Below are 15,035 nucleotides of genomic sequence, written 5' to 3' on the forward strand. Positions count from 1 at the left end.
CCCGGCCGCCGGGGGTGCCGAGCCCGATCGGCACCCGGACGCCGGGCCCCACCCCGTCCCCGCGCTGAACCCGCGAGTGCGCTCCCGGGCGAACTGCGCCGGGGGGCGCGAACGCGATGCGCCAGGCGCCCTCGGCCGACTCTCGGCCGGGGGTGTCGGGCGTCGCCACGCCCAGGTCCGATTCCCGCGAGCCATCGGCCTGACCAGCGGGCATCATCGGTGGCGTGGAGTTGGACTTCGAACGGTGCTACCGGGCCGTGGACAGCCGTGACCAGCGCTTCGACGGCTGGTTCTACACCGGCGTGACGTCGACCGGGATTTACTGCCGGCCGTCCTGCCCGGCGATGACGCCGAAGCGGCAGAACGTCCGGTTCTTCCCGTCGGCCGCCGCCGCGCAGGGCGCCGGGCTGCGCGCCTGCCGCCGCTGCCGCCCGGACGCGGCGCCCGGCTCGCCCCAGTGGGACGTCCGGGCCGACGTGGTGGGTCGGGCCGTCCGGCTGATCGCCGACGGGGTGGTCGACCGGGACGGCGTACCGGGGCTGGCCACCGGCTCGGCTACACCGAGCGGCACCTGCACCGGATGCTCCGCGCCGAGCTGGGCGCGGGCCCGCTGGCGCTGGCCCGGGCCCAGCGGGCGCAGACCGCCCGCACCCTCATCGAGACGACCGGGCTGGGCATGGCGGAGATCGCCTTCGCGGCCGGGTTCGGCAGCGTCCGGCAGTTCAACGACACGGTCCGCGAGGTCTTCGGCACCGCCCCGTCGGAGCTGCGGGTGGCGCGGGGCGGCCGGCCGGTGGCGGGCGGCGCGGGGACGATCACGCTGCGCCTGGCGTACCGGCCACCGCTGCACGCCGCCGCGCTGCTGGACTTCCTCGCGGTCCGCGCGCTGCCGGGCGTGGAGGAGGTACGCGACGGGACGTACCACCGGGGGTTGCGACTGCCGCACGGCGCCGCGGAGGTGGCGCTGAACCCGGCGGCCGGTCACGTCTCGGCGACCCTGCGCCTGGCCGACATGCGCGACCTGGCCCCCGCGGTGGCCCGCTGCCGCCGGCTGCTCGACCTCGACGCGGACCCGCAGGCCGATCGACGAGACCCTGGCCGCCGACCCGGCCCTGGCCGCCGCGGTGGCGGCCGAGCCCGGCATCCGCCTGCCCCGCGCGGGTGGACGGCTTCGAGGCGGCCCTGCGCGCCGTGGTCGGCCAGCAGGTCTCCGTCCGCTCCGCCCGCACCACCCTCACCCGCCTCCTCCAGGCCGCCCCCACCCCGCCCACCTTCCGTGATCATGAAGTTGTGGTCCCCGACGACGGCGTGTCGCCACAACAATTTCATGATCACCGGGCGGGGCGCGGGGGGCGCACTGCGGGCGTTCCCCGGGGCCGAGGAGGTCGCGGAACTGCCGGACTCGGCGTTCGGGATGCCGGCGGGGCGGCGGGAGACGGTGCGGGCGCTGGCCCGGGCCGTCGCCTCCGGCGAGATCGACCTCGACCCGGGCGGGGACCGGGAGGAGGTGGTGCGGCGACTGACCGCCGTGCCGGGCATCGGACCGTGGACCGCCGGCTACGTGGCCATGCGCGCCCTCGGCGACCCGGACGTCCTGCTCCCCACCGACCTGGCGGTACGCCGGGGCGCCGCCGCCCTCGGCCTGCCCACCGACCCGAAGACCCTCGACACCCACGCCGAACGCTGGCGCCCCTGGCGCTCGTACGCGGTGATCCGACTCTGGAGAGCAGCATGAGCATCGACAGCACCGTCATCGACACCCCCGCCGGCCCGCTGAGCATCCTGGCCGGCCCGGACGGGGCCGTCCGGGCGGCCGGCTTCACCCCGGCCCCGGAGAACCTGCTCCCGCTGGTGCACCCGAGCCTGCGCGGGGCACTGCGGCACCGCGCCGACCTCGGCCCCGTCACCGTCGCCGTCCGGTCCTACCTGGACGGCGACCTGACCGCCATCGACGGGGTGCCGGTGCGGCAGCACAGCGGCGGGGCGTTCATGACCCACGCCTGGGAGGTGCTGCGCGAGGTGAAGCCGGGCGAACCGGTGACGTACACCGGATTCGCCGGGCTGGCGGCCGGCCGGCCGCCGTACGGGCGGCGGCCGCCGCCTGCGCCCGCAACGCCGCCGCCCTCTTCGTCCCCTGCCACCGGGTGCTGCGCACCGACGGGACCCTCGGCGGCTACCGCTGGGGGCTGGACGTCAAGGAATGGCTGCTCGGACACGAACAGCGGCTGACGGCAAGCTGACACCGGCGCGGCCGTCATCTGACGCTACCGTCGGGTAGTGCCCGCGCAGCGCGACGGCGACCCGACCCACCGGGTGGACGCCCGGCCGCGCCCGCTGCACAACCTCCGGCGACTGGGCCCCTACCTGCGCCCGTACGCGGGCGAGTACTGCTGGCTGCTGCTCGCGGCGCTGGCCGCCACCGCGGCCAGCCTGGCGGTGCCGCTGGTGGTGCAGCGGGTGGTGGACGGCCCGATCGCCCGGCACGACGCCGACGGACTGCTCCGCCTCGGCGGCCTGGCCCTGCTGCTCGGGCTCGCCGAGGCGTGCTGATCTTCATCCGGCGGTGGACCCAGTCCTCCTCCTCGGTGGGCATGGAGTCGGCGATCCGCGCCGACATCTACGCCCACCTGCAACGACTCCCGCCCGGCTTCCATGACCGGTGGCAGTCCGGCCAGCTGCTCTCCCGGATCACCAGCGACCTGTCGGTGATCCGCCGGTTCCTCTCCTTCGGCCTGCTCTTCCTGGTGCTCAACCTGGTCACCTACCTCGCGGTGGTGACCCTGCTGATCCGGCTGCACGGCCCGCTGGGCCTGCTGGTGGCGGCCAGCGCGGTGCCGCTGTTCCTGATCAGCCGCCGGTTCGCCCGGCACTACCACGCCGCCTCCCGCCGGATGCAGGACCAGCAGGGCGACGTGGCAACCCTGGTCGAGGAGACCGCGCAGGGCCTGCGCACCATGAAGGCGTACGGGCGGGGGCCGGAGCTGACCGCCCGGTTCGGCGCGCGGGCCCGGGCGCTGCACGACACCGGCATCGACAAGGCCCGGCTGCTGGCCCGTACCTCCGCGCTGTTCGACCTGGTGCCCAACCTGACCCTCGGCGTGGTGCTGGTCTGCGGGGCGGCGCTCGCCGCCCGGGGCACCCTCACCATCGGCGAGCTGGTCGCCTTCGTCAGCCTGCAACTGATGCTGATCTGGCCGGTGCAATCGCTGGGCTGGATCATCGCCAACGCGCAGGAGGCGGCGACCGCGGCCGACCGGATCCAGGAGGTACTGGACACTCCGCCGTCCATCGTGGACGCGCCGGACGCGGTCGCGCTCGCCCCGGCGGCGGTGCGGGGACGGCTGCGCTTCGAGGGCGTCTCGTTCCGCTATCCCGGTGCCCCCGAGCCGGTGCTGCGGGAGATCGAGCTGACCGTGGAGCCGGGCGAGACGCTGGCGCTGGTGGGCGCGACCGGCAGCGGCAAGAGCACCCTGCTCTCCCTGGTGCCCCGGCTGCACGAGGTGACCGGCGGGCGGATCACCCTGGACGGGCACGACCTGCGTGACCTGCGGCTGGCCTCGCTGCGCCGGCTGGTCGGGGTGGCCTTCGAGGAGCCGACGCTGTTCTCCATGTCGGTCTGGGAGAACCTCACCCTGGGCCGCCCCGACGCCGACGAGGAGGAGGTCCGGGCCGCGCTGGCGCTGGCCCAGGCCGACTTCGCGTACGACCTGCCGTGGGGGCTGGCGACCCGGGTCGGCGAGCAGGGCCTGTCGCTCTCCGGCGGGCAGCGGCAACGGCTCGCGCTGGCCCGGGCGGTGCTCGGCCGGCCCGCGCTGCTCGTGCTGGACGACCCGCTCTCCGCCCTGGACGTGCACACCGAGGCGCTGGTCGAGGCGGCGCTGAGGCGGGTGCTGCGGGACACCACCGCGCTGCTGGTGGTGCACCGCCCGTCGACCGTCGCGCTGGCCGACCGGGTGGCGCTGCTCGACGGGGGTCGGATCGCCGCGGTGGGGCGGCACTCCGAGCTGCTCGCCACCGTGCCGGCGTACCGGGCGGTGCTCTCCGCCGAGCCGAACTCCGCGCCCGGTCTGGTGCCCTCGTGACACTCCGGCTTCCCCGGCAGCGGGCCGAGCCACCCGAGGAGTCCCGCTGGCGGGGGCTGGCAACCGATCCGGACGCCGACCGCAGCCGCGCCGAGGACACCGCACCCGAGGCGGTGGCCCGGCTGCGCGCCCGCACCCGGGTACTGCTGGGTGACCTGCTGCGCCCGCATCGGGGCCGGCTGGGCCTGGCGGTGGGCCTGCTGCTGGCGCAGAACGCGGCCGCCATGTCCGGGCCGTACCTGGTCATGCTCGGCATCGACCGGGCCATCGCGCCGCTGCGGGCCGGCGACGCGCGCCCGCTGGCCGCCGTCGCCGGCGCCTTCGTGGTCGCGGCCGTGACCGAGTACGCGGCCCGGCGCGGCTTCCTCACCCTCTCCGCGCGGATCGGCCAGGCCGTTCTGCTGGCGCTGCGCCGGCGGGTGTACGGGCACTTCCTGCGCCTCTCCGTCGGCTTCCACGAGCGCTACACCTCCGGCCGGATGGTGTCCCGGCTGACCAGCGACCTGGAATCCATCGCCGAGCTGGTCGACGGCGGTATCGACAGCCTGGTGACCGCCGCGCTGTCGGTGCTCTCCGTGGCCGCCATCCTGCTCTGGCTGGACCTGCCGCTGGCCGCGGTCACCCTGCTCGCCTTCCCGTTCCTCTACCTGCTGTCCCGCTGGTTCGCCCGGGCGTCGGCCGACGCGTACCGGCGCAGCCGGGAGGCGGTGGCGCTGGTCATCGTGCACTTCGTGGAGTCGCTGCGGGGGATCCGCGCCGTGCAGGCGTACCGCCGGGAACCGCGCAACCAGCAGATCTTCGGGGCGGTCAACGACGGGTACCGGCGGGCCAACCTGCGGGCGTTCCGGCTGATCGCCACGTACTCGCCGGGGATCAAGGTGATCGGCAACGTCACCGTCGCGGTGGTGCTCGGGTACGGCGGCTGGCGGGTGCTCGGCGGCGCGACGGAGGTGGGGGTGCTCGCCGCCTTCCTGCTCTACCTGCGCCGCTTCTTCGAGCCGATGCAGGAGCTGAGCCAGTTCTACAACTCGTTGCAGTCGGCGACGGCGGCGCTGGAGAAGCTGGCCGGGGTGCTCGACGAGCGGCCCGGCGTACCCGAACCGGCGCAGCCGGTGCCGCTGCCCACCGGGCCGGGACGCGGGGCGGTGGCGTTCCGGTCGGTCTCCTTCGGCTACCGGCCGGGCACGCCGATCCTGGTCGGGCTGGACCTGCGGGTGCCGGCCGGGCAGACGGTCGCGCTGATCGGGCCGACCGGGGCGGGCAAGTCCACCGTCGCCAAGCTGCTGGCCCGCTTCCACGACCCGGACGGCGGCAGCGTCGAGCTGGACGGGATCGACCTGCGCGACCTGGCCGACCCGGAACTGCGCCGCGCGGTGGTGCTGGTGACCCAGGAGAACCACCTGTTCAGCGGCACGGTGGCGGAGAACATCCGGTTCGGCCGTCCCGGCGCCGACGACGCGGCGGTGCAGGCCGCCGCGCGGGCGATCGGCGCGCACGACTTCATCGCCGCGCTTCCCGACGGGTACGCCACCGAGGTGCACCGGCGCGGCGGCCGGCTCTCCGCCGGGCAGCGGCAGCTCGTCGCGTTCGCCCGGGCGTTCCTGGCCGACCCGCGGGTGTTGATCCTCGACGAGGCGACCTCGTCGCTGGACGTGCCCACCGAGCGGCTGGTGCAGCGGGCGCTCGCCACCGTGCTGCGCGACCGCACCGCGCTGGTGATCGCGCACCGGCTCTCCACGGTCGAGACCGCCGACCGGGTGCTGGTCCTCGACGGGGGGCGGGTGGTGGAGGACGGACCGCCGGCGCGGCTCGCCGCCGCCGGTGGCCGGTACGCCGCCCTGCACCGGCAGTGGCGCGACTCGCTGGTCTGAACCGCCGGTCCCCGGGGCGTCGGCGCGACGACGCGGGCAACCCGGGGGCCCGTCGCCCGGCTAGACTGCCGTGCGTCGATCGGCCCGGAGATCGCCCGAGGGCGACGTCCGGTGGGACCGGTCAGGCACAGCCGAACACACGGGGAGGTTGCGGCGTGCGGATCCGACGACGAGTGGTTGTCGCGGCGGCATTGGTGATCAGCACGGTGGGCGCGACGACGGTCGCGCTGACCAGGGAGGGCGACGCCGGTGCCACACCGACCGCCGTCTCGGCGGCCGGCGGCCTGTCGGCGACGGCCGGTGCCGCCCCGGCGGACACGCCGCCCAGCGCGGACAGCGGCATCGGCAGCCGAGCCGCCGCGGGGCGCTCCACGGTGGACACCCGACCGGTCACGGCCGTCGGGCGGCCCGCCACCGAGGTGGCGAAGGACGCGCCGGCCTCGGTGGCCTACCTGAGCGACCGCTACCGGATCACCCAGGACGAGGCGGCCCGCCGGGTCGCTCTCCAGGAGCTTTCCGCGCCGCTCGCAGCCACCCTCGCCACGAGGTACCCCGCCGAGTACGCCGGCATGTGGCTGGACCAGGCCGGCGGCGGCGTACTGACCATCGCGGCCACCGATCCGGCCCCGGTCACCAAGGCGGTCGCCGGGGTACCGGACGCCGCCCACGTCACGGTCGTCCCGGTCCGCCACTCGCTGCGCGAGCTCACCGACGCGGCGGCCCGCGTGGCCGGTGCCCTCGGCGCGACCGCCGGCACAGACGTGGTGGTCGACGAGCAGGCCAACGAGGTGCTGGTCCTCACCGGCGGCGCGGTCGCGGCGGACGACGCCCGGCTGGCCGGCGCGATCGAGGCCGCCGGGGTGCCGGCGCGGACGCGGCAGCTACCGGCCGCGGTGGAGAAGTCGTGCGACCCGCGCTACTGCGCCCAGGCACCGATGCGTGGCGGCATCCGGCTGGACGTGCCCCGGGACGACGGCACGGTCGGCGGCTGCACCAGCGCCTTCAACCTGCGGGCACGGTCCGGGCGGTACTACCTGCTGACCGCCGGGCACTGCGTGGTCGGCGGGCGACACCAGCTCGTGGACCGGACCTGGCACCAGTTCCTCGGACCGAAGGTGCCGGTCGGCGTGGAGTCGACCGCCCCGGTGCTGGCCGAGAATACCGACGCGTACGACTACGCGGTGATCCCGTACCAGGACGGCGCGATCGACCGGTGGGCGTACCCGCGGCGGAGCGGCGGCGACCAGGCCAGCCTGGTCAACTACTGGTGCGTGACGGACAACCCGGCCTGCGCCACCAAGGGCAGCCACGACGTGAAGATCACCGGATACACCGCCTACAGCGCGGTGCAGGTCGGTTGGGTGGTCTGCGCGACCGGCTCGGCGTACACGCCCAAGGCGGGCGAGGTGTACGTCGACTCGGGGGCGGGCGACGGCTACGTCCCCGGCACCCGCTGCGGCACGGTCACCGGCAAGACCAACGGTCGCATCGGCGTGCGGGTCTGCGCCCGCCCCGGTGACAGCGGCGGCCCGCTCTTCACCGAGTCCGACGGCCGGGCGCTCGGCATCCTGAACGACGGCGACCCGGGCAGCGGCGCCTGCACGAACCCGAACGAGCAGAACTTCTACATGCCGGTCTCCACCATCCTGGACCGGGTGAACGCCAACACCGGCCTCGGCATCCAGCTCGCCACCCGCGGCCCGCTGCTCAACCCGATCGGCTCCTCGAACCGTTAGGCGACACCGGCGATAAGCCGTGGGCAGGCCGACGTGGGCTGCCTACGATCGACGGATGACTGATACGGCGAGGACGGCCCGCACCGGCGTCCCCGAGCGTCCCACCCTGGACGGGCTCGAGGAGACCTGGGCGCGGCACTGGCAGGAGGAGGGCACGTACGCGTTCGACCGTTCGAAGGAGCGGTCGGACGTGTACGCGATCGACACCCCGCCGCCGACCGTATCGGGCGAGCTGCACATGGGGCACGTCTTCTCGTACACGCACACCGACATGGTGGCCCGCTTCCAGCGGATGCGCGGCCGGACGGTCTTCTACCCGATGGGCTGGGACGACAACGGCCTGCCCACCGAACGGCGGGTGCAGAACGTCTACGGGGTGCGCTGCGACCCGTCGCTGCCGTACGACCCGCACTGGCAGCCACCGGCGACGCCGGTGAGCGAGGAGCGGCGGAAGGACCCGACCCCGGTCGACCGGCGCAACTTCGTGGCGCTGTGCGAGCGGCTGACCGCCGCCGACGAGCAGGTCTTCGAGGCGCTGTGGCGGCGGCTCGGGCTGTCGGTGGACTGGTCGCTGACGTACACGACGATCGGGCGGGTGGCGCGGGCGACGAGCCAGCGGGCGTTCCTGCGCAACCTGGCCCGGGGCGAGGCGTACCAGGCGGAGGCGCCGACGCTTTGGGACGTCGGCTTCGCCACCGCGGTGGCTCAGGCGGAACTGGAGGACCGGGAGCGGCCCGGGGCGTACCACCGGCTGCGGTTCACCGGGCCGGGCGGGCGCGAGGTGCTGATCGACACCACCCGGCCGGAGCTGCTGCCGGCCTGCGTGGCGCTGGTCTGCCACCCCGACGACGAGCGGTACGCGGACCTGGTGGGCCACTCGGTGCGGAGCCCGGTCTTCGCCGTCGAGGTGCCGGTGCACGCGCACCCGGTGGCGGACCCGGCCAAGGGCACCGGCATCGCGATGGTCTGCACCTTCGGCGACCTGACCGACGTGACCTGGTGGCGGGAACTGCAGCTGGACACCCGGGTGGTGATCGGCCGGGACGGCCGGCTGCTGCCGGAGCCGCCGCACGGGGTGCCGGCCGAGCCGTACGCCGCCCTGGCCGGGCAGACCGTCAACGGAGCCCGGCGGACCATGGTGCAGCTGCTGGCCGACGCCGGTGACCTGGTCGGCGAGCCGCGGGCGATCACCCACCCAGTGAAGTTCTACGAGCGCGGCGACCGGCCACTGGAGATCGTCTCGACCCGCCAGTGGTACCTGCGCAACGGCGGGCGGGACGCCGGCCTGCGGGACCAGTTGCTGGCCCGGGGCGGCGAGCTGCGCTGGGTGCCGGAGCACATGAAGCACCGGTACGACCACTGGGTGGGCGGGCTGACCGGTGACTGGCTGGTCAGTCGGCAGCGCTTCTTCGGGGTGCCGGTGCCGGTGTGGTACCGGCTCGACGACGTTGGCGAGCCGGACTGGTCCCACCCTCTCACGCCGGACGAGGCGATGCTGCCGGTCGATCCGTCCAGCGATCCGGCGCCCGGTTTCGAGGAGTCGCAGCGCGGGCTGCCGGGTGGCTTCATCGGCGAGCCGGACGTGCTGGACACCTGGGCGACCTCCTCGCTCACCCCGCAGATCGTCGGCGGGTGGGAGACCGACCCGGACCTGTTCAGCCGGGTCTTCCCGATGGACCTGCGCCCGCAGGGGCAGGAGATCATCCGGACCTGGCTCTTCTCCAGCGTGGTCCGTGCCCACCTGGAGCACGGCGTGCTGCCCTGGCGGGACGCGGTGCTCTCCGGCTGGATCCTCGACCCGGACCGGAAGAAGATGTCCAAGTCCAAGGGGAACGTGGTCACTCCGATGGCGCTGCTGGAGCAGCACGGCTCCGACGCGGTGCGGTACTGGGCGGCCAACGGCAAGCCCGGCATGGACCTGGCCTTCGACCCGGCGCAGATCAAGGTGGGCCGGCGGCTCGCCACCAAGCTGCTCAACGCCTCCCGGTTCGCCCTGGGGCTGGGCGCCGCGGACGCGTTGCGCGCCCCGGCGACCGCGCCGCTGGACACCGCCATGCTCGCCGAACTCTCCGGCGTGGTCGCCGCCGCGACGTCCGCCTTCGACGCGTACGACCACACGGCAGCGCTCCAGGTCACCGAGGCGTTCTTCTGGCGGTTCTGCGACGACTACATCGAGCTGGTGAAGGAGCGCGCCTACGGCTCCGGGCCGGGTGCCGAGTCGGCCCGGGCGGCGCTGGCCACCGCGTTGTCGGTGCAGTTGCGGCTCTTCGCCCCGGTCCTGCCGTACGTGGCCGAGGAGGTCTGGTCCTGGTGGCGGTACGGCTCGGTGCACCGGGCCACCTGGCCGACCACCTACGAGGTGGGGCGGGCGATCGAGGGCCCCGCCGACCCGCACCTGCTGCGGCTGGCCGGGGACGCGCTCGGCCAGGTGCGCCGGGCCAAGTCGGAACGGAAGCTGTCGATGAAGGCGGAGGTGCCGCTGGCCGAGGCGCTCGGCCCCGCCGCCCTGCTGGAGCAGCTCACCCTGATCGCCGACGACCTCCGCGCCGCCGGCCGCATCGCCAAACTCGACCTGCTCCCCGACCGCACCCCCGAACTCGTCATCGCCGCCGCCTTCTGACCCCCACCCCCAGACGCACGCAGTTTCAGAGAAAGAGTGGCCTCAGCGCGCTGAATGGCCACTCTTTCTCTGAAAACGCATCCCCCGGGTGGGTCAGCTGGTTTCGCCGGCCATGCTGAAGGAGCGGAGGCGGTCGATCGCCAGGATGGTGAAGCCCACCGCCACCACGCCGGTCAGCACCGCCGCGACGGGGACGGAGACGGTGGTCGACAGCAGGTCGGTGGGGGCCATCCGGTCGGCCATGGCGATCACCCACTGCTGGATCGAGAGCACCTTCGTGCCGCGGACGAAGTTGCCCAGCAACCCCTCCCAGATCAGCACGTAGACCAGCCCGAGCAGGACCGGCCGCCGGGTGAGCAGGCTCAGCGCCAGGAACAGCGCCGAGTACGCCAGCGCGCCGAGCGCCGAGGCGGCGGCGAGGGCCAGCCCGAGGCGTACCGAATCGGCGAGCACGCCCGCGACGAAGAGCGGCATGGCGACGGTGGTCGCGCTGACCACGGTGGCCACCGCCAGCTTCGGCAGCACGATCTGCCAGCGCGGCAGCGGCTTGGTGAGGATGTGCACGACGGTGCCGTCGTCGATCTCGGCGCCCAGCACGCCGGTGCCCACGATCAGGGCGACCACCGGCAGCACCACGGCCAGGCCGAGGCCGACCAGCACCGGCGGCCCCCAGTCACCCGGCTCGACCCCGAGCGACCGGCAGAGCAGCGCCAGCCCGAGCAGCAGGAGCGGCAACGGCAGCAGGATCAGGAAGCGACGCCGGCCGAACAGCCCGCGCGCGGTGATCCAGGAAACGGTCGACATCAGGCCTCCACCAGGTAGGAGAAGACGCTCTCCAGGGACTCGTCCTCGGGCAGCAACTGCCGGACCCGGACGCCGTGGGCCAGCGCGATCTTCGGCAGCGCCCGGGTGAAGGCGCCGTAGTCGCCGGCCTTGACGGTCAGGCCGGTGCGGTCCAGCTCGACGCCGGTGACCGAGGGCTCGGCCATCAGCGCGACCGCCAACGCCCGGTCGTCGGTGGAGCGGACGGTGAACAAGTGCGGCCGGTTGGTCATCAGCCGGCGGATGGTCCGGAAGTCCCCGGAGGCGGCGAGCCGGCCGGCCACCATCACCTGCACGGTGCCGGAGACCTGCTCGACCTCCTCCAGGATGTGCGAACTGAACAGGATCGTCCGGCCCGCGTCACCGAGGGAGTGCAGCAGCCCCATCATGTGCAGCCGTTGGCGCGGGTCCATCCCGTTGAACGGCTCGTCGAGCAGCAGCACCTGCGGGTCGTGCACCAGCGCCGCGGCGACCCGGGCGCGCTGCCGCATGCCCTTGGAGTACGTCCCGATCCGCCGGTCCTGGGCGCCCTCCAGCTCGACCAGGGCGATCGCCCGTCGGGCTGCCGCCGCCGGATCGGGCAGCCGGTGCAGCTTCGCGCTGGCCAGCACGAACTCGTACGCGGTGAGGAAGGTGTGCACCGCCTCCCGCTCGCTGACCAGCCCGAGCCGGCGGTAGACCTCCGGGTGGCGCCAGGTCGGCTCGCCGTCCAGGGTCACCGCGCCCCGGGACGGGGCGAGGAAGCCGGCCATCATGTGCAGCAGGGTCGTCTTGCCGGCGCCGTTCGGGCCGAGCAGGCCGGTGACCCCGGGGCCCAGCCGCATGGTGATGTCGTTGACCGCCACCACGTTGCCGTACCAGCGGGACACCCCGGCCAGGTCGAGGGTGCTGGTGGCGGTGGTCGGGACGCTCGCCGTGGGATCGGCGCTGATCGTGGTCATCGGGCGGCCACCTTCCGGTATCGCAGCAGCAGCAGGGCGACGCAGCCGGCGACCAGCAGCACGGCGGCGAGGGCGTAGACCGGGCCGAAGCCGCCGATGTCCGGTCCGCCCTGGTCCTCGGAGACCAGCAGGTCGCCCAGCGACCAGATGCCGACCCCCTGCACGATCGTCGACGGCGAGCCGAGTCCGGCCAGCTGGTTGACGGTGTGGGAGGGCAGGATGGACAGGGTGCCGACGATCGGGGTGGTCATCAGGAAGACCGCCACGATCCCGCCGGCGGCGAACGCCCGCTTGCCGGTGAGCGAGGCGACCAGCAGGCCGACCGAGGCGAAGACGACCGCCCAGAGGCCGGCGTAGAGCAGCCCCGGCAGCAGGTCGAGCAGCTCGTTCCAGACGCCGCGCATCCCGTCGCCGGTGGTGAACGCCGCGCCGAGGAACATCACCAGCTGCGGCCCGCCGAGCAGCAGCCAGAGCGCGCTGACCAGGGCCAGCAGCTTGGCCAGGGCGTAGTCGCCGCGCGGCAGCGGCCGGGAGAAGTACAGCGGCAGCACGCCGCTGCGCAGGTCGCGGGAGACCAACTCCGGCGCGGCCACCGCGGCGAAGAAGATGACCAGCCAGCTCATCGAGTCGGCGAACTGGGCGTACGTCATCACCACCTCGCCGATCTGGCTGCGGACCGCGGTGGCGCCGGCGGCCACCAGGGTGACGATGCCGACCACCAGCCAGGGGAAAATCTTGGCCTTGGCGCTGCGACCCAGCCCGAAGGCAGCCCGCAGGCCGTGCAGGTAGAGCGCGCCGAAGACGTGCCGGCGGCCGAGGCGGGGGCCGGTGTAGCGCTGGTAGCCGATGTCGTGGATGACGCCGGTCGGCTCAGACATGGCTGGGCTCCCTCGTGGCGAAGAGTTCGGCCACCCGGTGCCGCCGCTGGTCGAGCCGGTGCAGCGGCAGGTCCAGCTCGGCGACCGCGCCGAGGATCAGGTCGTAGGTGGCCTCGTCGGCGAGCGGGACGAGCAGCATCCGCCCGTCCCGGCTGACCGGCAGGTCGAGCGCGGCGAGCCGGGTGGCCAGTTCGTCCGTACCCTCGCTGACCTCGACGGCGAGCACGTCGGTGGCGGAGGTCATGGCGGCGATCGGGCCGGCCCGCAGCAGCCGCCCGCCGTCGATGGCGACCAGCGTGTCGCAGATCCGCTCCACCTCGCCGAGCAGGTGCGAGCAGACCAGCACGGAGATGCCGAACTCGGTGCCGATCCGGTGCACCAGTGCGAGCATGTCGTCCCGGCCGGCCGGGTCGAGGCCGTTGGTCGGCTCGTCGAGCAGCAGCAGATCCGGGTCGTGCACCAGGGCCTGGGCCAGCTTGACCCGCTGCTTCATGCCGGTCGAGTAGCCGCCGACCGGCCGGTAGCGCTCCTCGTAGAGGCCGACGTGCCGCAGCGCCTCGGACGCCCGCTCGCGGGCCGTCGTCCGGGGCAGGCCGCTGATCCGGCCGAGGTGGGTGACCAACTCGGCGGCGGTGAGGTCGGGCGGCAGCGCGTCGTGCTCGGGCATGTAACCCACCCGGGCCCGTACGGCCGCCGGGTCGGTGGTCGGGTCGAGGCCGAGGACGGAGACCCGGCCGCCGGTCGGGGCGAGCAGGCCCAGCAGGATCTTGATCAGGGTCGACTTGCCGGCGCCGTTCGCGCCCACCAGGCCGATGATCCCGGGCTCCACCGCGACGGTCAGGTCGGCCAACGCGGTGACCCGACCCCCGTACGTCTTGGTCAGCGACTCGGTCGCTATGAGTGTCACGCCCGTCAGCGTAGGAAGCCGACGCCCGTGCGGGTATCAGGAATCGCCCGGGGTCGCCCCTGAGAACCCGTCCGGGGGACACCGGTCGGATTCCGTGCCCCGGCCCGAGCCCTCGGTAAGGGTTTCGTAACCCGGCGGCGCGATGACCGGGGCGGCCGGGCCCGGCAGACTGGGCGACGTGCTCACCCGCCTGCTGCGTACGCCGCTGACCTGGACCGTCGTCGTCCTGCTCACCGCCGGGGCGGCCGTCGGGCTCTGGTGGTTCCAGCCCTGGAAGGCGGTCACCGACACCCGGGTCGCCGAGCGGCTGTCCGACGTGGACGTGGCCGCCACGCCGTCGGTCGGTCCCGCGCCCACGGGGGGCGCGGGACGGCCGGGCCGACGCCGACCCCGGCCCGGCCGACGCTGCTCAGCCGGGGAGAGTTCGTCACCCACGAGCACGACACCTCGGGCACCGCCCGGGTCGTCCGCGTCGGCGACGGGCGGCACCGGCTGGAACTGGTGGGCCTGGCTACCTCCAACGGCCCCGACCTGCGGGTCTGGCTGACCGATCAGCCGGTACGCGCCGGCCGCGCCGGCTGGGACGTCTTCGACGACGGCCGGTGGGTCGAGCTGGGCCGGCTCAAGGGCAACCGTGGCGACCAGGCGTACGACATCCCGCCGGGCACCGACCTGACCGGGCTGACCAGCGTGTCCATCTGGTGCAAGCGGTTCGCGGTCTCGTTCGGGGCCGCCCCGCTCACCCCGACCGGTTGAGCCGTTCCCAACCGCCCGGGCCGCAGTGGAGTGGCGCTCTCGACCGATCGCCGGTCGGCTGCGAAACTGTGTGCCGGTCGGCGAGTGAGGGGTACGGATGAGCAACGGGTGGGTGCTGCCCGACGAGGTGCTTCGGGACGCGCCGGCGTACACGCCGCGCCCGGGTGAGCTGGCCGATCTGGAGCTGTTGCTGACCGGGGCGTACGCGCCGCTGACCGGCTTCATGACCCGCGCCGACCTGGCCTCGCTGCAGCGTCGCGGCCGGCTCGCCGACGGCACGCCATGGCCGGTGCCGGTGACCCTCCAGGTGCCGGCGACGCTGGCCGCTGTGCTGGACCCGGCCGACCCGGGACGCCGCACGCTGGTGCTCAGCGACGGCGAGGGCGCACCGGTGGCGCGCTGGAGGTCGCCGACGTCTGGGC

7 protein-coding genes and 5 pseudogenes are annotated in these 15,035 nt (G+C 74.3%); 8 read left to right on the forward strand and 4 right to left on the reverse strand.

Translation table 11 applies throughout. The annotated features are described in order from the left end of the window. The first annotated feature begins 224 nt into the window (after positions 1-224). From JNW89_RS10880 to valS, 6 genes and pseudogenes are all read left to right on the forward strand, one after another. Positions 225-1,735 (forward strand): annotated as a pseudogene (locus JNW89_RS10880) (DNA-3-methyladenine glycosylase 2 family protein). Next, positions 1,732-2,240, forward strand: a pseudogene (locus tag JNW89_RS10885) (methylated-DNA--[protein]-cysteine S-methyltransferase). Before JNW89_RS10880 ends, JNW89_RS10885 begins: the two co-directional pseudogenes overlap by 4 nt. Before the next feature lie 37 nt (positions 2,241-2,277). Then, positions 2,278-4,082, forward strand: a pseudogene (locus tag JNW89_RS10890) (ABC transporter ATP-binding protein). Further along, positions 4,079-5,953 (forward strand): ABC transporter ATP-binding protein, encoded by a 1,875-nt coding sequence (locus JNW89_RS10895; RefSeq protein WP_238448793.1) that lies wholly within the window; start codon positions 4,079-4,081, stop codon positions 5,951-5,953. The pseudogene JNW89_RS10890 and the gene JNW89_RS10895 overlap by 4 nt, the downstream one beginning before the upstream one ends. A gap of 194 nt (positions 5,954-6,147) precedes the next feature. Then, positions 6,148-7,689, forward strand: coding sequence for a trypsin-like serine protease (locus tag JNW89_RS38050; protein ID WP_238448794.1), 1,542 nt, complete (start codon positions 6,148-6,150; stop codon positions 7,687-7,689). Positions 7,690-7,744: 55 nt separating this feature from the next. Further along, positions 7,745-10,309, forward strand: coding sequence for a valine--tRNA ligase (valS, locus tag JNW89_RS10905; RefSeq protein WP_238448795.1), 2,565 nt, complete (start codon positions 7,745-7,747; stop codon positions 10,307-10,309). A gap of 93 nt (positions 10,310-10,402) precedes the next feature. Here the strand turns inward: valS and JNW89_RS10910 are convergent, their stop codons facing one another. From JNW89_RS10910 to JNW89_RS10925, 4 genes are read right to left on the reverse strand one after another with little or no spacing between them, the layout of a single operon-like run. Next, a complete protein-coding gene (locus JNW89_RS10910; RefSeq protein ID WP_238448796.1) occupies positions 10,403-11,113 on the reverse strand; it encodes an ABC transporter permease subunit in 711 nt (236 codons plus the stop codon). Beyond that, positions 11,113-12,072, reverse strand: coding sequence for an ABC transporter ATP-binding protein (locus JNW89_RS10915; RefSeq protein ID WP_238448797.1), 960 nt, complete (start codon positions 12,070-12,072; stop codon positions 11,113-11,115). Before JNW89_RS10915 ends, JNW89_RS10910 begins: the two co-directional genes overlap by 1 nt. Further along, positions 12,069-12,950, reverse strand: coding sequence for an ABC transporter permease (locus JNW89_RS10920; RefSeq protein WP_238448798.1), 882 nt, complete (start codon positions 12,948-12,950; stop codon positions 12,069-12,071). Before JNW89_RS10920 ends, JNW89_RS10915 begins: the two co-directional genes overlap by 4 nt. After that, positions 12,943-13,857 (reverse strand): ABC transporter ATP-binding protein, encoded by a 915-nt coding sequence (locus JNW89_RS10925; RefSeq protein WP_238448799.1) that lies wholly within the window; start codon positions 13,855-13,857, stop codon positions 12,943-12,945. Before JNW89_RS10925 ends, JNW89_RS10920 begins: the two co-directional genes overlap by 8 nt. A gap of 178 nt (positions 13,858-14,035) precedes the next feature. Between JNW89_RS10925 and JNW89_RS10930 the strand changes: the two are divergent. Then, positions 14,036-14,613, forward strand: a pseudogene (locus JNW89_RS10930) (DM13 domain-containing protein). A 97-nt stretch (positions 14,614-14,710) separates the two neighbouring features. After that, positions 14,711-15,035 (forward strand): annotated as a pseudogene (locus JNW89_RS10935) (adenylyl-sulfate kinase); the annotation flags it as partial.

It is taken from the genome of Micromonospora sp. 4G55 (genome assembly GCF_016803375.1).